We start from the raw sequence: 19,166 nt of genomic DNA, 5'->3' as shown, positions 1-19,166 counted from the left end.
GGGTCGTCGGTTGCGGACCGTCCGTGCCGGTCGGTGCAGGAACCACTCTGCTGGCCCGGTCCCCACGAGGCGCCGGGCACCGGGCCCACCGGTGCGCCGCCGTCGTGCACGAATCCCACAAGCGGTTGCGGGAACCACCAAACCACCCCCGGCAGGGCTGGCGACACCGGCCATGGCGCCGACGCGGTGGCGGGCACGGTCCAGGCACGACACGATGCCCGCATGGATCAGACGTACGACGTGATCGTCATCGGTGCCGGACCCGTCGGGGAGAACGCGGCGGGCCGGGCCTCCGCCACGGGGCTCTCGGTCGCCGTCGTGGAGGCGGAGCTCGTGGGCGGGGAGTGCTCCTACTGGGCCTGCATCCCCTCCAAGACGCTGCTCCGACCCGGTGCGGTGCGTGCGGCGGCCCGCGCGACGCCCGGCGTGGCCGACCCCGGACCGCTCGACGCCGCGGCCGTCCTCGCCTGGCGTGACCGGATGACGGGCGAGGGGGACGACTCGGGCCAGGAGAAGTGGCTCGCGTCGGTCGGGGTCGCGCTGGTGCGCGGCCACGGTCGGCTGGTGGGCGAGCGCACGGTCGAGGTCACCCCGGGGCCCGGACCCGTGGACGACGGCGGCACGCGCCTCCTGCACGCCCGGTGCGCCGTGGTGGTGGCCACCGGCAGCGCACCGGTGCTGCCGCCGGTGCCGGGTCTCGGTGCGGCCAACCCGTGGACGTCGCGCGAGGCCACGGCCGCCGAGCAGGTGCCCGAGTCGCTCGTGATCCTCGGCGGCGGTGTGGTCGGCTGCGAGATGGCGACCGCCTACGCCTACCTGGGTTCGCGGGTCACCCTGGTGGCGCGCAGCGGGCTGCTGAGCGGGGCCGAGCGGTTCGCCGGTGACGCCGTGGCCGAGGCGCTGCGCGCGGCGGGGGTCGAGGTCCGGCTCGGTGCCGAGGTGGCCGAGGTGTCCCGTCCCGAGATCGGCGGTCCGGTCACGGTGACGATCGAGGACGGCCGGGGGACGCAGCGGGTCACGGCCGCGGAGCTGCTGGTGGCCACCGGGCGGCGGCCCCGGACGGGCGACGCGGGCCTGGACAGCGTCGGACTGGCCACCGACGCACCGCTGACCACGGACGACTCGATGGCCGTCGAGGGCGCCTCACGTGCCGCCGGCGGGCGACCGTGGCTGTTCGCCTGCGGTGACGTCACCGGCCGCGTGGCGACGACGCACCAGGGCAAGTATGAGGGCCGTGTCGCCGGAGACGTCGTCGCCACCCTGTACGGCCCGGACAACGGCGGTGCCGCGATGCCGCCACCGGGCGAGCGGGCCTGGACCCGGTACGCCGCCACGGCCGACCACGGCGCGCAGACCCAGGTGGTCTTCACCCGTCCGCAGGTCGCCTGGGTCGGGCCGACCGAGGCCGAGGCGCGGGCCGCCGGGCTGCCCGTGCGCGCCGTCGGCTACGACCTGTCGGCCGTCGCAGGGGCCGGGGTCACCTCCCCGGAGTACGGCGGCCGCGCGCAGGTGCTCGTGGACACCGACCGCAGAGTCCTCGTGGGCGCGACCTTCGTGGGGCCCGACGCTGGCGAGATGCTGCAGGCGGCCACGATCGCCGTCGTCGGCGAGGTGCCGCTCGACCGTCTGTGGCACGCCGTGCCCGTCTTCCCGACCGTCTCGGAGGTGTGGCTGCGGTTCCTGGAGGAGTTCGGGCTGTGACGCCCACCGGATAGGGTCGTGGCCGTGACCACGACGACGAAGCGAGTCGGACTCGCCACCTGCTCCGTCCTGCCCGACCTCGAGACGGACGACCGCGCCCTCGTCCCCGCCCTCGCCGCCCGCGGGGTCACCGCGGAGCCGGTGGTGTGGGACGACCCCGACGTCGACTGGTCGGACTACGACCTCGTCGTCGTGCGCTCGACCTACGACTACTCGCCCCGGCGTGACGAGTTCGTCGCGTGGGCGCGTTCCGTGCCCCGCCTGGCCAACACCGCCGACGTCATCGCGTGGAACACCGACAAGACGTACCTACAGGCGCTCGACGACGCCGACGTGCCCGTCATCCCCACCATCTGGCTGGACCCTGAACGCCACCTGTCCAAGCGGGCGATCCACACGCGCATGCCCGCCTTCGGCGACTTCGTCGTCAAGCCGGTCGTCTCGGCGGGGGCCAAGGACACGGGCCGGTACCAGCCGGTCAGCTCAGCGTCCCGGGCGCTCGCGATCCAGCACGCCAAGGCGTTGCTCGACGACGGTCGCGCCGTGATGATCCAGCCCTACGTGACCAGCGTGGACACCCAGGGTGAGACCTGCCTGGTCTTCGTCGAGGGCGAGATCCGGCACTCCGTGCGCAAGAACGCTCTGCTGACCGGCCCGAGCCGACCCACCCAGGGGCTCTACGCCCGCGAGAAGATGCGCCCCGTCGAGGCGACCGGCGCCGAGATCGAGGTCGCCCGGCGCGCGCTCGCCGTCGCCCACGAGAAGCTCGGCGTGAGCGCACCGTTCCTCTACGCGCGCGTCGACCTGGTGGGTGGCGAGGAGTCCCCGACGGTCATCGAGCTCGAGCTCACCGAGCCGTCGCTGTGGCTCAAGCACGACGGCGGCGCGGGGACCGCCGGGGCGCTCGCGGACGCCATCGTCGGCCGGCTGGGCTGACGGTTCGATCCGGGTCGGTCCCTTCTCGGCGCGGTCGCGCTCGCGGGCGCTGCGCGCCCTCCGCTTCCGGTCTGACGACCGCGCCGAGAGGGACCGACCCGGACCTGGTGTCCTGCCGGCCGGAGGTCAGCTCAGGTCGTTCTCCGCGAGCCAGTCGGCGGCGATGTCCTCGCTGGAACGCTGCTCCTCGGTGGACTGGACGTTGAGGCCGACCAGTCCCTCGGGGGTGAGCGCGGCGCTGACCGGGTCGATGGCGGCGGAGACCTCGTCGGCCACGTCAGCGCTGACCAGGGGGACGACGTTGGAGGCGAGGAACAGACCCTCGGGGTCCTCCAGCGTGACCAGGCCCTCGGTCTGGATGCGCGGGTCGGCGCTGAACACGTTGGCCACGTTGACGGTGCCGGCCACGAGGTCCTGGACCGTCGTGTCACCGGTGGCCTCGAACGACACGTCGACACCGTAGACGTCCGCGAGGCCCTGCGGGCCGTACGGGCGCTCCTCGAGCTCGGCGGGGCCGCCCACGACGATCTCCTCCTCGACGTCCGCGAGGTCCCCGATCTCCGTCAGGCCGTTGGCCTCGGCGAAGTCGGCCGTGACGTTGTAGGAGTCCTGGTCGGTCGCGGCCGACTGGTCGAGGACCGCCAGGCCGTCCGGCAGGGCCTCCTGGAGCGCCACGTAGACGTCGTCGGTCGAGGTCGCGGTGGTCTCCGGGTCGAAGAACTGCAGCAGGTTGCCTGTGTACTCGGGGAAGACCTGCACCTCGCCGTTCTCGAGCGCCGGCATGTAGGCGTCGCGCTGACCGATCGAGAAGTTCCGTTCGACGGTGAACCCGTCGGCCTCGAGGGCCTGGGCGTAGATCTCCGCGATGATCTCGTTGGAGTAGTAGGCCTGGGAGCCGACGACGATCGTGTCGGACTCCATGGCCTGCTCGCCGGTGTCCTGCTCCAGCGGGTCGGAGTCGCCGCCGCAGGCGGTCAGGGTGAGCAGGGCCGCGGCGGCTCCGGCGACGAGGGTGGTGGTGCGTCGGGTGGTGCTCATGGTCTGCCTTTCGTGGGCTGTCGGACGAACGAGCGTGGGGTCAGTTCTCGCGGGTGCGCCGGGCGGAGACCCCGGCCGGGACGACGACCCGCTCGAGGAGGGCGAAGAGGGCGTCCAGCGCGACGGCGAGCACGACGATGACGAGTGCCGCCCCGAGGATCTGCGCGAAGTCGCGGATCTGGATGCCCTGGACGATGTAGAAGCCGAGGCCCCAGCTGCCGACGTAGCCGGCGAGCGTCACCGTGGCGACCACCTGGAGGGTGGCCGACCGCAGGCCGCCGATGAGCAGCGGCAGGCCGAGGGGGACCTCGACCTTCCGCAGCACCTGCGTCGGGGTCATCCCCACCGAGCGGGCGCCGTCGACCACCCGCCGGTCCACCGCCTCGACGCCCGCGTAGGCGCCGGCGAGGATGGGCGGGATCGCCAGCAGGACGAACGCCGTGGTCGACGCCCCGACCTTGTGGGTGACGCCGAGCACGAGCACGAGCAGGAGCACCAGCCCGAAGGACGGCACCGCCCGCGCGGCACCCGACAGGGCGACCGCCACCTCGCGGCCGCGGCCCGTGTGGCCGATCAGCCACCCGAGAGGCACGGCGATCACGGCGGCGATCAGCACCGAGACGGCGGTGAACGCCAGGTGGGTCCAGATCGCCTCGGACAGCGGCAACGAGCCGGTCTGCCGGTCCGGCGAGAAGATCCAGGCGAAGGCCTCGGCGAAGAGGTCCATCACGCCCCCTTCCTCGTCCACGGCATGAGCGCACGGCCGAGCAGGACCAGCAGCCAGTCGACCAGCAGGGCGATGACGACAACGGCGACCACTCCCGCGAGGATCTCCGGGACGATCTGGCGCTGGTAGCCGTTCGTGAACAGGTAGCCCAGGTTGTCGATGCCGATGAGGATGCCGACGGTCGCCAGCGAGATGGTGGACACCGCGGTGACGCGCAGACCGGCGAGCACGACGGGGCCCGCCAGCGGCAGGTCCACCTGCCAGAACCGGCGCCAGGGCCCGTACCCGACGGCGACGGCGGCCTGGCGCACCGAGGGTTCGACCGAGCCGAGGGCGTCGGCGACGAACCGGGTCATGATCGCCACGGCGTAGATCGTCAGGGCGATGACGAGGTTGACCTCGCTGAGGAAGCTGATGCCCAGCAGCGGCGGCAGCAGGGCGAACAGTGCGAGCGAGGGGATGGTGTACAGCAGGCCGACGAGGGTCAGCAGGAGCCCACGGGTCAGGCGGAACCGGAAGGCGACCCAGCCGGCGGGGATCGAGAGCAGGAGACCCAGCAGGATGGGCAGCGCGCTCTGCCGGAGGTGTTCCACGGTGAGCCGTCCGACGAGATCGAGGTTGTCGGCCACCCAGGTCATGCAGCGCCCCGCCCGTCCCCCTCGACGAGGACACCCTGCGTGCGGCCGACGCCGTCCACGAGCACGGTGCCGCGGTCGGTCTGCTTGGTGTGCAGCGCCCGGGCGCCGCGCTCGGCACCGATGAAGCTGGCGACGAAGTCGCTCGCGGGGTTCTCGATGATCTCGCTCGGCGAGCCGATCTGGGCCACCTGGGCGCCCTTCTCCAGGATGACGACCTGGTCGCCGAGGAGGAACGCCTCGTCGATGTCGTGGGTGACGAACACTACGGTCTTGTGGAGCTCCTGCTGCAGGCGCAGCGTCTCGGTCTGCAGCTCGGCGCGCACGATCGGGTCGACGGCGCCGAACGGCTCGTCCATGAGCAGGATGTTCGGGTCGGCCGCCAGCGCCCGGGCGACCCCGACACGCTGCTGCTGCCCGCCGGAGAGCTGGCTGGGGTAGCGCTCGGCGAGGGCTCGGTCGAGGCCGACGACGTCCAGCACCTCGGCGGCGCGGTCGCGCGCCTCGCGCTTCGGCACGCCCTCCAGCCGCAGCACCGTGGTGACGTTGTCGATCACGCGGTGGTGGGGCAGGAGGCCGCCGTTCTGCAGCACGTACCCGATGCTGCGCCGCAGCCGGACGGCGTCACGGTCGAGGATCGACTCGCCGTCGATCTCGATGGTCCCGGCCGTCGGCTCCACCATCCGGTTGATCATCCGCAGCAGGGTCGTCTTCCCGCAGCCGGAGGAGCCGACCAGGACCGTCGTCGTGTGCGGAGGCACGACCAGGTCGAAGTCCGCGACGGCGTGGGTGCCGTCGGGGTACGTCTTGGTCACCGAGTGGAACTCGATCATGGGGTGGCCTCCCGAGGGTCGGCGGGTTCCGACGTCCTACCCGACCACAATCGAGCGCAGGGCGCGAGAGAACCCGCCGGTGCGGCGAGAGATCCGGTGTCGGTGTCGTGCGGCTCCGCGCGGGCGTGCCGGCGTCGGATCGTCCGGAGCCCCTGACCACCGCGACGGCGCGTGCCCGTCCGTCAACGAGAACGAGGCCCGGAACGCGTCCAGGAGTGATCCTGGCGTGTTCCGGGCCTCGTGCGGTGGGGTGGCTAACCGGGCTTGAACCGGCGACCTCCTGGACCACAACCAGGCGCTCTACCGACTGAGCTATAGCCACCATGGCTTCGACAGACGAATGACAACGAGTGCCTCAGCCGTCGAAAAGTGTACATGCTCCGCCGGGCGATCAGGACATCGCGGGACGGTTCGTGACCGAGGTCTCCTCGATCCGCGCGGCGACGGCGCGGGCGGTCTTCGTGTCCGGCCCGGGCTGCGGGACGAACAGCGCCTCGCGGTAGTACCGCAACTCGTCGATCGACTCCAGGATGTCGGCCAACGCCCGGTGGCCGCCGTTCTTCTTCGGCGAGGCGAAATAGACGCGCGGGTACCAGCGCCGGGCCAGCTCCTTGATCGAGGAGACGTCGACGATCCGGTAGTGCAGGTGCCCGACGAGCTCCGCCATGTCTCGGTCGAGGAACATCTTGTCGGTGCCCACGGAGTTGCCGGCCAGCGGTGCCTTGCCGACCTCGGGGACGTGCTCGCGGACGTAGGCCAGCACCTGCGCCTCCGCGTCGGCCAGCGTGGTCCCGCCGTCGAGCTCGGTGAGCAGCCCGGAGGTGGTGTGCATCTGGCGGACGAAGTCGTTCATCTGCTCGAGGGCCTCGGCGGGCGGGCGCACGACGACGTCGACCCCCTCGCCCAGGACGTTCAGCTCGGAGTCGGTGACGACGGCGGCCACCTCGACGAGCGCGTCCGCGCGCAGGTCGAGGCCGGTCATCTCGCAGTCGATCCAGACGATACGGTCGTTCGGGTTGCTCGGGCTCACAGGTGCCAGCCTACGTTCCGACGCCGACGCCGACGCCGACGCCGACGCCGACGCCGACGGTCCGGTCCGGGACGGGGCACGGCGCCGAGCGGACGCGGAGAGCCCCGGCGGTCTCGACGCTGTGGTCGTGACGGCCGGGGCTCTCGGCGTCGTGCGGACAGGCGGTCATGCGGCTCGCCATCCCCGGGCGGGGGCGGCGACGAGCCGGAGGCGGAGCCGGGACGACCGGCGCTTCCGCCGGCCCCGGGGAGGTGCCGGCGGGGCCTCGCGCTGCCGACGCATCTGTCGGGCACGCTCGGCCTCGGCGAGGCGCTCGTGGTGGATGGCGCGCGCGACGGCGTGCGCTTCGATCGGGTGCATGGTGCTTGATTCCTTCGTGACGTGGGTTCGTCGGTCCGGGCCAGGGACCACCCGACCGTCCGGCATCTGACCGGACGGGCGTCACCGCGGTGTTGTTCCGAGCATGCACCGTGCCCGTGGTCGGGTGCACGGCTTTTTCGCTGGTAGCAGCCTCGCGCCGGTCGTGCTCCCGTATCGTGCGTCAGGTGCCCGCACCCGTACCCGCGCCCGTCGCCGCGCTCCGTACCGCGCAGTTCAGGACCCTGACGGCCGGCTGGGCGCTGACGAACTTCGGCGACTCGGTGCTCGTCCTGATCCTGGCGGTGTGGGTCACCGACCTCACCGGCAGCGCTGCGCTCGGTGGTGCCACCTTCGCGGCGCTCGGCGTCCCGGCGCTGGCGGCGCCGTTCCTCGGTCGCCTCGCCGACCGCGTGTCCCGCCGTCGGATGCTGGTGTGGACCTACGCGGCCGGGGCGCTGGTGCTCGTCCCGCTGCTCGCCGTCTCGCGCGCGGAGCACGTCTGGGTCGTCTACGTCGTCACCGTCCTCTACGCGACCGTCGCCTACGTGACGGTCGCCTGCCAGTCCGGCCTGCTCAAGGACCTGCTGCCCGACGAGGCCCTGGGCCACGCCAACGGGCGGCTGGCCGCCATCGACCAGGTGTTCCGGATCGCGATGCCCGTGCTCGGCGCCGCCGTGTACGCGTGGATCGGCCCGGCACCGCTGGTGGTCGCGGCGATCGTCGCGTTCGTCGCGTCGGCCGCCGTCTTCGCCGTCGTGCGCATCACGGAGTCCGGGCCCGACGGCGAGACCGCGGTGGGGTTCTGGGCCGAGGCCACCGAGGGGTTCCGCTTCCTGTTCTCCACACCGCCGCTCGGGGGCATGACCACGGCGATCCTCTGGGCGATGGCGGCCGTCGGCCTCGTGAACGCGGTGGCCTTCGCGATCCTGGAGCACCTGGGCCTCGACGCGGCTCTGCTGGGTCCGCTGACGGCGCTGCAGGGCGTCGCCGGGCTGGCGGCCGGGCTCGTCGTCGGCCGCCTCATGCTGAGGTTCGGCCGGGTGCGGGTGTTCGCCCTCGGGCTCGTCGGCCTCGCGCTCGGCCTGGTCCCGCTCGCCGGCTCGTGGATCGTCCCGGCCGTCCTCGGTATGGGGGTCGTGGGCTTCACCGTCACCAGCGCCGTGGTCGCCTACGTCACCGAGCGCCAGGTGCTCACGCCGGCCCGCATGCAGGGCCGCGTCGGCGCCGCCAGCCACGTGGTGCTCAACCTGCCCGGCGTGCTGGTGACCCTCGCCGGCGCGGCCGCGCTCGCCGTCGTCGACCACCGGGCCCTCGTGGCCGTCAACGTCGCCGTGTGCCTGGTGTGCGGCCTGGTCGCGCTGCGGATGCGCGCCCCGGCCCCCGTCGCGGACTGACGACGATGGGCCCGTGCGGCGACAGCCCTCGCCCGGCACGTCGCGCACACGGCTGCTTCGCTGGTGGCAGCGGCTCGCCACGTTCGCGACCAGCTCGGTGCCCCCGGCAGGATTCGAACCCGCGACCCGGTCATTAGAAGTGACCCGCTCTATCCGACTGAGCTACGGAGGCAAGCGTGCCGAGTTTAGCCCAGAGGCCCGCAGGGGAGACCGGTTCGTCCGGAACGACCGGCGGGGCACTCACGTGAAGCCGGTCGACAAGAGCGCGATCGATGTGGTCGGCGTCGACAGTCCTGAGGCCGACGGGTGCTACTGCTCCGGCCGAGCGACCACGGTGCGTCGGTCACGCCCGGGATCACGCCGAGCAGGAACGGCCAGCGAACCGGGATGCTCGATGCTGGCCAGATCTCCGCCGTCTCGCGGATCGTGTCGGGCGTCGATGAGACCTGCCGGTGCGGGGTGCCCTGGCAACGCCGTCTCGCGGCCGAGGGGTACGGTCGGACGACCGCACCGTCTCCCGGACTGCCGAAGAGAGGACCGTCATGGCGAGCTCCGAGCTCAAGCTCCAGGTCGACCTGCCCAGCGAGCACGAGGCGGGGGTGCCGGCGGACTTCGCGTCGGTCTGGCACACCTCGGCGTCGTTCGTGCTGGACTTCGTGGCCGCGAAGTCCCCGGCCAAGGCGGCCGTCGACCAGTCGACCGGCTCGCCGACCGGTGGCCGCGTGATGCCCGCGCGGGTCGTGTCCAGGGTCCGGATCCCTCCGCAGCAGGTGTTCGAGCTCGCCCGGGCGCTCACGCAGCAGCTCGACGCCTGGGAGCGGGAGACCGGACGCAAGGCCGACGGCTCGGGGGCGAAGGACTGAACGGCTCCTCCGCCGTCGGCGAGGAAGAGAAGTCCGGTCCGCACGGCGCGCGCGTTTGGCAGCGACCGCCGCGCACGCCAGGATGAGCGCGTGACATCCTCCACGCGCGCCTCCCGCTTCCGCGGCGGGCGGCCGGACGCCGCTGCGGCCGAGGAGCTCGGCCTCACCGTCCACGACGTCGCCCGCGACCTGCGCCGCGACGTCTCCGGAGTGCGACTCCCGCTCCCGATCGAGGGCGCGGACGAGGCCACGGCGTCCCGGGACCGTCTGCTGGCCCAGCTCGACGAGCACCTGCTGCCGCGGCTCGCGGAGCTCAGCTCACCCGCCGTCGTCGTGGTCGCGGGATCGACCGGCGCCGGCAAGTCCACCCTGTACAACTCCCTGCTCGGCGAGGAGGTCTCCGCGGCCGGGGTCCTGCGGCCCACCACCCGTGAGCCCGTCCTGGCGTTCAACCCGGCCGACGAGGACGTGATCGCCGAGGGTCCCATCACCCGCCTGTCGCGCGTGATCCACCACGGCGGGGTGCCGCGCGGCACCGCGCTGCTCGACGCCCCCGACCTCGACTCGTTCGTGCAGGAGAACCGCTCCATCGCCCAGCAGCTCCTCGAGGGCGCCGACCTGTGGCTCTTCGTGACGACGGCCTCGCGGTACGGCGACGCGCTGCCCTGGCAGGCGCTCGCGCGCGCCACCGAGCGGGGCGCCTCCGTGGCGATGGTGCTCAACCGGGTGCCGCAGGCCGACCTCACCACGGTCCGTGGCGACCTGATGTCCCGCCTGCGCTCGCACGGCATGACGGACACGCCGCTGTTCGTGGTGCCGGACGTCGGTCCCCACGAGGGCCTGCTCGACGAGTCCGTCGTGCGGCAGATCAAGCGGTGGCTCAACATGCTCGCCGGCCCGGACCGCTCCCGCGCCGTGGTCGTGCGCACCCTCAAGGGTTCGCTCGCCGCGCTGCCCGGTTGGGTGACCTCTCTCGCCGACGCGGTCGAGGCGCAGGCGGACGCCGCGAGGGCGCTGCGGCGAGCGGTCGACGCCGAGCTCCCCGCCGCGGAGAAACTCGCCCGGGAGGCGGTGGCCGCGGGAGTGGTCGCCGGGGCGTCCGTCGAGGCCCGGTGGCGCGAGCTGTCCGGGACGGCCGGCATCGACCGGGTCAAGGTCCGCGGCGACCGGGCGCGCAGTACGCGACGGGCCGGACGGACCCGGTCGGAGGCGCTCGAGGTGCTGCGCGACGACGTCGAGGCTGCCGCCCGGCGTACCCTCACGGCGGCCGGGGCCCGCGTCGAGGAGCGGCTGCGGGCCGTCCTCGGGGGCACGGCGGCGCCGGCCGGCGGGTCGTACGTCGCGCCGGAGGTCGACGCACGGGCGGACGCGCGCGCCGAGGCGGTGGCGCGCACGGTGGCGGGATGGGTCTCCGGCGCGGACGACCGCGTCGCCGGGATGCTCGGACCCGACGCCGGCGCCGCGGTCCCGGCGGCCGCGAAGGCGTTCGGGGAGCGTGGTCTGGCGACGCTGCTGCTCGCCGCCGCCGCGGGCAGCGACGACGCCGGCCGGCTCCTCGACCGGGTCGTCGGTGACACCGCGACGGAGCCGGCGGAGGTCCTGCGCGACGACCTCGCCGACCGCGCCGCGGCCGTCGTCGCTGCCGAGATCGACGCCGTCCGGGAACGGCTGGACTCACCCGACCTGGCCGACGACGCCGCCACCGCGCTGCGTCTGCGGCTCGCCGAGCTGAGGAGACTCACATGACGACGGCCTCGCACGACGCGACGCTGCGCGCGCGCACCGAAGACCTGGCCGAGGCGCTCGCGCTCGCGGGGCCCCGGCTCGACCGTGCCACCGCCCAGCGGGTCGAGACCGCGGTCGGGGGCGTCCGGCGCCGTCTCGAGCTCGGTGTCGACCACACCGTCGTGGCGTTCGCCGGAGGTACCGGCTCGGGCAAGTCGAGCCTCTTCAACAAGATCTCGCGGCTGTCGTTCGCGGACGTCGGGGTCAAGCGGCCGACGACGGCACGCGTCACCGCGTGCTCCTGGTCCGACGGCGCGGACTCGTTGCTCGACTGGATCGGCGTCGACCGCGAGCGCCGGATCACCCACAGCGAGGACCTCGAGGGCGACGGTGCGGCCGGCCTCGCCGGCCTGGTGCTCCTCGACCTGCCCGACCACGACTCCGTGGAGCCGGCGCACCGCGAGGTCGTGGACCGGGTGCTGCCGCTGGTGGACCTGCTGGTGTGGGTGGTCGACCCGCAGAAGTACGCCGACGACGCGCTGCACACCGGGTACCTGCGGGCGCAGGTCGGCTCCGAGTCCTCGATGGTGCTCGTGCTCAACCAGGTGGACACGGTGCCCGACTCGCAGCGGGAGAACCTGGTCGAGGACCTGGGTCGCCTGGTGGCCGACGACGGTCTGACCGGCGTCCACGTGCAGCCTGCTTCCGCGAAGACGGGCCTGGGGATCGCCCGGGTGCGAGAGATCCTCGAGGAGGCGTGCGCACGACGCTCGGTGGCCGCGGGGCGGGCCGCCGCCGAGCTGGACGGGGCGGCGGCCGCGCTCCTCACGCAGACCCCCTCGGACGTGCCGTGGCAGCTGGACGCGGCGGTGGAGCGCGAGCTCGAGCCCGTGGTCGGGGCCACCGGGCTGGACGCCGTCGCGAGCCAGGTCGGCGCGGCGGTGCGCAACGGTTACGGCATGCCCGAGCTGCCGGCGCCCGACCGGGACACGATCGCCCTGTCCCGGGCGCGCTGGCTGACGAGGGCCGGTGCGGCCCTGCGGCCGGGGTGGCAGCGCTCGCTCGCGGAGTCGGTGGCGGGTGCGGACCGGTTGCGCACCGCCGTGTCGGGTGCGCTCAAGGGTGTCGACCTGGACGTGCGCGGGCCGGCGTCGTCACGAGCGATGCGCCGCGCGGCGTGGGCGTGCGCGGCCCTGGGCCTGGTGCTGGGGGTCGTGGGAGCGCTCGCGCTGACGGAGGTGCTCGACGTCCCCGCGCCGTGGGGCCAGGTGCTCGTGGGTGCGGGTGCGCTGCTCCTCGTCGCGGCGGTGGTGCTGACCGTCGTGCGGGTGGCGATGCGGCGACGGCTCGCCCGGCGACGGTCCGCGGAGGTCGCCCGCCATGGCCGCGCGGCGGTCCGTGACGTGCTGGTGCAGCATCTCGGTGAGCCGACGCAGCGCGTGCTCGTCGACCACCGGCGGGTGCGTGAGCTCGCACGGTCCGCGCGTGACCTGCCGTCGTCGCGTCCGCTGACGGGGGCGCTGAGGCTGCCCACAGCGGGGTCGTCGTCCACAGATGTCCCTGAGGAGGGCGACAGGGCCTCCGCCTCGGCCTGAGCCTGGGGCTGCGGCCGGCACGGTGCCGGCCGGAGACCTCAGGAGGAACGATGAGCGATGCGATCGTCACGGTGACCGGCTACGTCGGCACGAGCCCCGCGCTGCACCTGTCGCCCCACGACGTGCCCTGGACCAGCTTCCGGGTGGCCAGCACCCGGCGGGTGCGCGACCCGCGCACCGGTGAGTGGCGCGACGGGAAGACCGCGTGGTTCACGGTCAAGGCGTTCCGCGGCGCCGCCCGGACCGTGAGCGAGTCGCTCGTGCAGGGACAGCCGGTGGTGCTCACCGGACGGCTGTCCACCGAGGAGTGGACCGACCGGGACGGGCGCGAGCGCACCAGCCTGGTCGTGGACGCGGACGCCGTCGGGCCGGACGCGACCCGGGGCATGACCCGGTTCACCCGGGTGGTGCACGAGTCGTCGGGCGAGCCCGCCGGGCGAGCCGTCGCCTCGGGCGCGCCGGACCGGTCCGACCCGTGGGCCGCCGCCGCGGCGCCGGACGACGCCCGCGCGCTGACCGGCGGGGCCGACGACCAGGGCAGCGCCGTCGTCGACGAGCTCACCGGCACCGGCGACGACCCCGCCGACGACGGTGCGGACGAGACGGCGGCGTCGGTCGCGGGCTGAGGGAGCACGTCGCGTAGGCTGGGGGACCGGCTGTACGCCGGTTCTCCCGGCGTGCCGCCGGTCCCACTCCAACAGCGCGATCGAACGGTGGAAACGAGCCAGTGGCTGAGTTCATCTACTCCATGTACAAGGCGCGCAAGGCGCACGGCGACAAGGTCATCCTCGACGACGTGTCGCTGAACTTCTACCCCGGTGCCAAGATCGGCGTCGTCGGCCCCAACGGTGCCGGGAAGTCGACGATCCTCAAGATCATGGCCGGCCTCGACCAGCCGTCGAACGGTGACGCCCGGCTCTCGCCGGGGTACACGGTCGGCATCCTGCAGCAGGAGCCGCCGCTCAACGAGGAGAAGACCGTCCTGGGCAACGTCGAGGAGGCGGTCGGGCCGATCAAGGCCAAGGTCGACCGCTTCAACGAGATCTCGGCGCTGATGGCTGAGCCCGACGCGGACTTCGACGCGCTCATGGCGGAGATGGGAGAGCTCCAGGAGGCGATCGACGCGGCCGACGCCTGGGACCTCGACAGCCAGCTCGAGCAGGCGATGGACGCGTTGCGCTGCCCGCCGCCGGATGCCGACGTCACCGTGCTCTCGGGCGGTGAGCGCCGCCGTGTCGCGCTGTGCAAGCTCCTGCTGGAGAAGCCGGACCTGCTGCTGCTCGACGAGCCGACCAACCACCTCGACGCCGAGTCGGTGCTGTGGCTCGAGCAGCATCTGGCGACGTACCCGGGCGCCGTCCTCGCCGTGACGCACGACCGGTACTTCCTCGACCACGTGGCGCAGTGGATCTGCGAGGTCGACCGGGGTCGCCTCTACCCCTACGAGGGCAACTACTCCACGTACCTCGAGAAGAAGCAGGCGCGCCTGGAGGTCCAGGGCAAGAAGGACGCGAAGCTGTCCAAGCGTCTCAAGGACGAGCTGGAGTGGGTGCGCTCCAACGCCAAGGGCCGGCAGACGAAGTCGAAGGCCCGTCTGGCCCGGTACGAGGAGATGGCTGCCGAGGCGGAGCGCACCAAGAAGCTCGACTTCGAGGAGATCCAGATCCCGGCCGGCCCGCGGCTGGGCAGCCTGGTCCTGGACGCCGAGAACCTGCAGAAGGGCTTCGACGACCGCCAGCTCATCGACGGGCTGTCCTTCACGCTGCCGCGCAACGGCATCGTCGGTGTCATCGGACCCAACGGTGTCGGCAAGACGACCCTGTTCAAGACGATCGTCGGCCTGGAGCCGCTCGACGGTGGCGAGCTCAAGGTCGGCGACTCCGTGAAGATCTCCTACGTCGACCAGTCCCGCGGGGGCATCGACCCGGAGAAGTCCCTGTGGGAGGTCGTCTCGGACGGTCTGGACTTCATCCAGGTCGGCAACGTCGAGATCCCGTCGCGGGCCTACGTGGCCTCGTTCGGTTTCAAGGGCGCGGACCAGCAGAAGAAGGCCGGCGTGCTCTCCGGCGGTGAGCGCAACCGCCTGAACCTCGCGCTGACCCTCAAGCAGGGCGGCAACCTGCTGCTGCTCGACGAGCCGACGAACGACCTGGACGTCGAGACGCTGGGCTCGCTGGAGAACGCGCTGCTGGAGTTCCCGGGCTGCGCCGTCGTGGTCTCCCACGACCGGTGGTTCCTCGACCGTGTCGCCACGCACATCCTGGCCTACGAGGGCACGGAGGAGAACCCGGCGAACTGGTACTGGTTCGAGGGCAACTTCGCGTCCTACGAGGAGAACAAGGTGGAGCGCCTCGGCGCGGACGCCGCCCGTCCGCACCGCGTGACCTACCGCCGCCTCACCCGCGACTGACCCGTGTGGGCATGAGATCTCCCGGTCTGCGCCGCGCAGACCGGGAGATTCCATACCCACAGCGGTGGGGGAGGCGACACGACGAGGCGGCCAGGTTCATGCACCGAACGTCCGATGTGTGCAGACTGGGCACATGACCGCGACCGGCCGGCCCGACGACCCCGACGAGCGCGCCGACCCCGACGAGCGCGCCGCGGGCGCCGTCTCCGCGAGTTCCGCCCTGACGCCCGACGCCGGCGCGGCCGCCCTCCTCGACGCCCTGGACGCGCTGCGCGCCCGGCTCGGCGCCCTGCGACTGCCGCTGGAGACGCCGGGGGTCCACCACGCCCGCACCGACCTGGCGCGGGCGACCGACCAGCTCGACGACTACCTCCTGCCGCGGCTGCGCGCCGAGCGTGCGCCGCTGCTCGTCGTCGTCGGCGGCTCGACGGGTGCGGGCAAGTCCACCCTCGTGAACTCGCTGCTCGGTGAGCAGGCGACGGCACCGGGCGTCCTGCGCCCCACCACCCGCGCGCCCGTGCTCGTGCACCACCCGCTCGACGCCCGCTGGTTCACCGGCGACCGGGTGCTGCCCGGCCTGGCGCGGACCAGCGTGCACGGCACGCCCGCCCAGACCGACCGGCCTGACGAGAGCGCACCGGCGGGGCCCCGCGCCCTGCGCCTCGTGAGCTCCAGCAGCCTGCCCCAAGGCCTCGCACTCCTCGACGCCCCCGACGTCGACTCGGTGGAGGAGGCGAACCGCGACCTCGCCGCGCAGCTTCTCGGGGCCGCCGACCTGTGGCTCTTCGTCACCACGGCCGCCCGATACGCGGACGCGGTGCCGTGGGAGCTGCTGACGACGGCGGCGGCCCGCCGCGCCCAGGTCGCCCTGGTGCTCGACCGGGTGGACCCGGGCGCCGAGGAGGTGGCCGCCGACCTGCGCCGGCTCATGGGGGAGCACGGCCTGGGCGAGGCCGCGCTGTTCGTCGTGCCGGAGTCGGGGCCGGGCAGCGGCGACGACGCGATGGCGGACGGCTTGCTGCCGGAACACGCGGTCGGTGAGCTCGCCACCTGGCTGACCGGCCTCGGCGGCGATCCCGACTCACGAGCGCGCGTCATCGCCGCGACGCGTGACGGCGTCGTCGACGACCTGGTCCGGCGGACGAACGAGCTGGCCGGCACGGCCGACGTCCAGCACGCGGCCGACGCGCGCCTCCGCGACGTCGTCGCACGCCACCACGCCGACGCGCTGCGACAGGTCGAGGCCGCGACGTCGGACGGTGCGCTGCTGCGCGGCGAGGTGCTCGCCCGGTGGCAGGACTTCATCGGGACGGGCGAGTTCTTCCGGTCGCTGGAGGCTCGTGCCGGCAAGGTGCGCGACGCCGTCGGCCGCGTCCTGCGCGGGCGCGTCAAGGAAGCCCCGCAGGTGGAGCAGGCGATCGCCCACGGCCTCGAGTCCGTGATCCTGGACGCCGCCGAGCAGGCCGCCGAGCGCACGCACGCCGCCTGGCGCGACGACGCCGCGGGCGCCGGGCTCCTCGACGGGCTGGAGCTGAGCCGGACCGCTCCCGGGCTCCGTCGCGAGGTCGCCGCGGCGATCCGCGCCTGGCAGGGCGACGTCCTGGAGCTGGTCCGGGAGCAGGGTGAGAGCCGGCGGGGGACCGCCCGTGCGCTCTCCTTCGGCGTCAACGCGCTGGGCGTGAGCCTGATGGTCGTCGTCTTCGCCTCCACCGCCGGCCTGACGGGCCTCGAGGTGGGTATCGCGGGCGGCACCGCGGTGGTCGCCCAGAAGCTGCTCGAGGCGGTGTTCGGCGATGACGCCGTCCGTCGCCTCGCCGCGCAGGCGAAGGAACGCCTCACGGCCCGAGTCGACGCCGTCCTGCGCGGCCAGTCCGCCCGGTACACCGCCCAGCTCGACGCGCTCGGCACCGACGACGTGCGGGGGGACCGGCTGCGTCACGCCGCGCGCGACGTGGCGGATGCTGCCCGCCAGGAGCGGGCCACCCGCTCCCGGACCGACGACGGCCTCACCCGCCCGTGGAGCGGCGGCCTGCTGCGGGGGGCGGGGACCTTCCGGCCACCGACGAGCCCCGAGGGCGTCCCGGGGGTCCCGGGAACCCTCGCGGGCCGCGAGGTCACGGCGCAGGAGGCGGACGACGCGGGCTCGCCGGACGAGCCCAAGACGCCGTTCTGGCGGCGCTGGCGACGAAAGGACCAGGGATGAAGCCGGACCTCGCCACCCGCACCGCCGCCCTGGAGCAGGCCCTGGCGGCCGGGGCCGGGCGGCTGGACCGCGAGCTGACCGACGAGGCCCGCGGCGTCGTCGAGCGTGCCCGCGAGCGGGGCGGCCTGAGCGCCGAGCACACCGTGGCGGCGCTCGCCGGCGCCACCGGGTCTGGCAAGTCCAGCGTCCTCAACGCCGTCGCCGGCACGGAGCTAGCGGAGCCCGGCGTGCAGCGGCCCACCACTTCGCACGCGCTCGCGGCAGTGTGGGGGGAGGGCGCGGACGACCTGCTCGACTGGCTGGAGGTGCCACGCCGGCACGAGATGGAGCCGGACCCTGACGCGAGCACGGGACGGTCGGCCGGGCTGCTGCGCCGTGCTCGGCCGCCGGCCGGCATCTCGACGGGACTGGTGCTCCTGGACCTGCCGGACCACGACTCGGTGGTGGTCGAGCACCGGGTGCGCGCCGAGCGGCTGGTGGAGCGCGCCGACCTGCTCGTCTGGGTCGTGGACCCGCAGAAGTACGCCGACGCGGCCCTGCACGAGCGGTACCTGCGCCCGCTGGCGGGGCGATCCGAGGTCGTCGTCGTGGCCCTGAACCAGATCGACCGGCTGGCGCCGGAGGAGGCCGACGCGATCCTGGCGGACCTGCGCCGGCTCGTCGCCGCGGACGGGCTCTCCGGGGCGCGCGTGCTCGGGGTCTCTGCGCGGACGGGGCAGGGTGTCGACCGGTTGCGCGGGCTGCTCGCCGACGCGGCCCGGCGGCGGGAGGCGGCGACGGCACGCCTGGCCGCGGACACCCGGGCGGTCGCGCGCCGCGTGGTGGACGAGTGCGGTCAGGTGCCGCCGGTGCGCGCCGCGGACCGGGCGCACGGTGCGCTCGTCGATGCGCTGGAGGAGGCGGCCGGCGTCACCACGGTGGTCGACGCCGTCCGCGGCACGGCGAGGCGGGACGCGCACCTGGCGACCGGCTGGCCCGTGACCCGCTGGATCGCCCGCGCCCGCAAGGACCCCTTGCGACGCCTCGGGCTGCGCACCGACCAGGTGCGGGTCCCGGTCGACCGGCCGGACCTGGCCCGCACGTCGTTGCCCCAGACCCGCCCGAGCGTGCGGGCCTCCGCGGCGACGGCGGTGCGCACCTACGTCGACCAGGTCACCGGCGGCGCGCCGGACGCGTGGGTGCTCGCCGCGCGGGAGCGGGGGACCGAGGCCGTCGAGCGTCTGCCGGACACCCTCGACCAGGCCGTCGCCTCGACCCGGCTGGAGGAGGCGCGGCGGCCCTTCTGGTGGCGGGCGGTCGGGGTCCTGCAGTGGCTGCTGCTGGCGGCGGCGATGCTCGGGCTGCTCTGGCTGGGTGTCGCGGCGGCGCTGCGTTACTTCCAGCTCCCGGCGCTGATCATGCCGGTCCTGACGCTGGACCTCACCCGGTGGGGCGGTGGCACCTTCGACGTGCCGTGGGCGACGGTGCTCGCCCTGGGCGGCATCGTCGCCGGCCTTCTCCTGGCGCTGGTCTCCCGGCCGCTCGCCGCGCTGGGTGCCCGACGGCGGGCGGGGCGGGTGCGCCGTCGGCTGCGGACGTCGGTGGAGGGCGTGGCGCGCGAGCAGGTGCGCGAGCCGGTCGCGGCGGAGATGGCCGCGCTGGCGTCGTGCCGGGAGCACGCGACGACCGCGGCGGCGTGAGGCCCGTGGTGAGACGCCGCCGCACCCGGGCCGGCCG

At 73.9% G+C, this 19,166-nt stretch carries 15 protein-coding genes and 2 tRNA genes; 10 read left to right on the top strand and 7 right to left on the bottom strand.

The features are described from left to right. The first annotated feature begins 222 nt into the window (after nucleotides 1-222). Nucleotides 223-1,701, top strand: a complete 1,479-nt coding sequence (locus AC3RJ8_RS11545) for a dihydrolipoyl dehydrogenase family protein (RefSeq protein ID WP_489712762.1) — start codon at nucleotides 223-225, stop codon at nucleotides 1,699-1,701. Between the two features lie 24 nt (nucleotides 1,702-1,725). Further along, complete coding sequence (locus AC3RJ8_RS11540; protein WP_489712761.1) at nucleotides 1,726-2,637, top strand: ATP-grasp domain-containing protein; 912 nt, start codon at nucleotides 1,726-1,728, stop codon at nucleotides 2,635-2,637. Between the two features lie 126 nt (nucleotides 2,638-2,763). Here AC3RJ8_RS11540 and AC3RJ8_RS11535 read toward each other — a convergent pair whose 3' ends face one another. The 6 genes from AC3RJ8_RS11535 to orn form a co-directional block, all read right to left on the bottom strand. Beyond that, nucleotides 2,764-3,675 (bottom strand): ABC transporter substrate-binding protein, encoded by a 912-nt coding sequence (locus AC3RJ8_RS11535; protein ID WP_489712760.1) that lies wholly within the window; start codon nucleotides 3,673-3,675, stop codon nucleotides 2,764-2,766. Nucleotides 3,676-3,715: 40 nt separating this feature from the next. Continuing rightward, nucleotides 3,716-4,402: an ABC transporter permease gene (locus AC3RJ8_RS11530; protein WP_489715627.1), complete on the bottom strand. Its 687-nt coding sequence runs from the start codon at nucleotides 4,400-4,402 to the stop codon at nucleotides 3,716-3,718. After that, the gene (locus tag AC3RJ8_RS11525; protein WP_407318470.1) at nucleotides 4,402-5,040 is read right to left on the bottom strand and encodes an ABC transporter permease; all 639 of its coding nucleotides are present in this window, start codon (nucleotides 5,038-5,040) and stop codon (nucleotides 4,402-4,404) included. Before AC3RJ8_RS11525 ends, AC3RJ8_RS11530 begins: the two co-directional genes overlap by 1 nt. Beyond that, entirely contained in the window at nucleotides 5,037-5,870 is an 834-nt protein-coding gene (locus tag AC3RJ8_RS11520) for an ABC transporter ATP-binding protein (protein WP_489712759.1), read from the bottom strand. The genes AC3RJ8_RS11525 and AC3RJ8_RS11520 overlap by 4 nt, the downstream gene beginning before the upstream one ends. Before the next feature lie 246 nt (nucleotides 5,871-6,116). Further along, nucleotides 6,117-6,192 (bottom strand) — tRNA-His (locus tag AC3RJ8_RS11515). 69 nt (nucleotides 6,193-6,261) lie between these two features. Next, the gene (gene orn, locus AC3RJ8_RS11510) at nucleotides 6,262-6,900 is read right to left on the bottom strand and encodes an oligoribonuclease (RefSeq protein WP_489712758.1); all 639 of its coding nucleotides are present in this window, start codon (nucleotides 6,898-6,900) and stop codon (nucleotides 6,262-6,264) included. Nucleotides 6,901-7,445: 545 nt separating this feature from the next. Between orn and AC3RJ8_RS11505 the strand changes: the two genes are divergently transcribed. Beyond that, entirely contained in the window at nucleotides 7,446-8,654 is a 1,209-nt protein-coding gene (locus AC3RJ8_RS11505; protein WP_489712757.1) for an MFS transporter, read from the top strand. A gap of 98 nt (nucleotides 8,655-8,752) precedes the next feature. Here AC3RJ8_RS11505 and AC3RJ8_RS11500 read toward each other — a convergent pair. Then, nucleotides 8,753-8,826 (bottom strand) — tRNA-Arg (locus AC3RJ8_RS11500). A gap of 370 nt (nucleotides 8,827-9,196) precedes the next feature. Between AC3RJ8_RS11500 and AC3RJ8_RS11495 the strand changes: the two genes are divergently transcribed. The 7 genes from AC3RJ8_RS11495 to AC3RJ8_RS11465 all read left to right on the top strand — a co-directional run bounded on the left by AC3RJ8_RS11495 (nucleotide 9,197) and on the right by AC3RJ8_RS11465 (nucleotide 19,129). Beyond that, a complete protein-coding gene (locus tag AC3RJ8_RS11495) occupies nucleotides 9,197-9,517 on the top strand; it encodes a DUF3467 domain-containing protein (RefSeq protein WP_489712756.1) in 321 nt (106 codons plus the stop codon). Nucleotides 9,518-9,607: 90 nt separating this feature from the next. Beyond that, nucleotides 9,608-11,263, top strand: a complete 1,656-nt coding sequence (locus AC3RJ8_RS11490; protein WP_489712755.1) for a GTPase — start codon at nucleotides 9,608-9,610, stop codon at nucleotides 11,261-11,263. Further along, the gene (locus tag AC3RJ8_RS11485) at nucleotides 11,260-12,837 is read left to right on the top strand and encodes a GTPase (protein WP_489712754.1); all 1,578 of its coding nucleotides are present in this window, start codon (nucleotides 11,260-11,262) and stop codon (nucleotides 12,835-12,837) included. The genes AC3RJ8_RS11490 and AC3RJ8_RS11485 overlap by 4 nt, the downstream gene beginning before the upstream one ends. 50 nt (nucleotides 12,838-12,887) lie before the next feature. Beyond that, entirely contained in the window at nucleotides 12,888-13,463 is a 576-nt protein-coding gene (locus tag AC3RJ8_RS11480; RefSeq protein WP_489712753.1) for a single-stranded DNA-binding protein, read from the top strand. Nucleotides 13,464-13,564: 101 nt separating this feature from the next. Then, nucleotides 13,565-15,247 (top strand): energy-dependent translational throttle protein EttA, encoded by a 1,683-nt coding sequence (gene ettA, locus AC3RJ8_RS11475; protein ID WP_489712752.1) that lies wholly within the window; start codon nucleotides 13,565-13,567, stop codon nucleotides 15,245-15,247. 133 nt (nucleotides 15,248-15,380) lie between these two features. Then, nucleotides 15,381-17,450 carry a dynamin family protein gene (locus tag AC3RJ8_RS11470; protein ID WP_489712751.1) on the top strand — a complete coding sequence of 690 codons (2,070 nt, stop codon included), beginning with the start codon at nucleotides 15,381-15,383 and terminating at the stop codon, nucleotides 17,448-17,450. After that, nucleotides 17,447-19,129: a GTPase gene (locus AC3RJ8_RS11465; protein ID WP_489712750.1), complete on the top strand. Its 1,683-nt coding sequence runs from the start codon at nucleotides 17,447-17,449 to the stop codon at nucleotides 19,127-19,129. Before AC3RJ8_RS11470 ends, AC3RJ8_RS11465 begins: the two co-directional genes overlap by 4 nt. The last annotated feature ends 37 nt before the right edge of the window (nucleotides 19,130-19,166 follow it).

The organism is Isoptericola sp. MSGPD8_1_ISO-PGPR-S23-394, assembly GCF_058072785.1.
The sequence above is the reverse complement of the archived record's forward strand: the minus strand, read 5'-3'. Positions and strand labels throughout refer to the sequence as shown.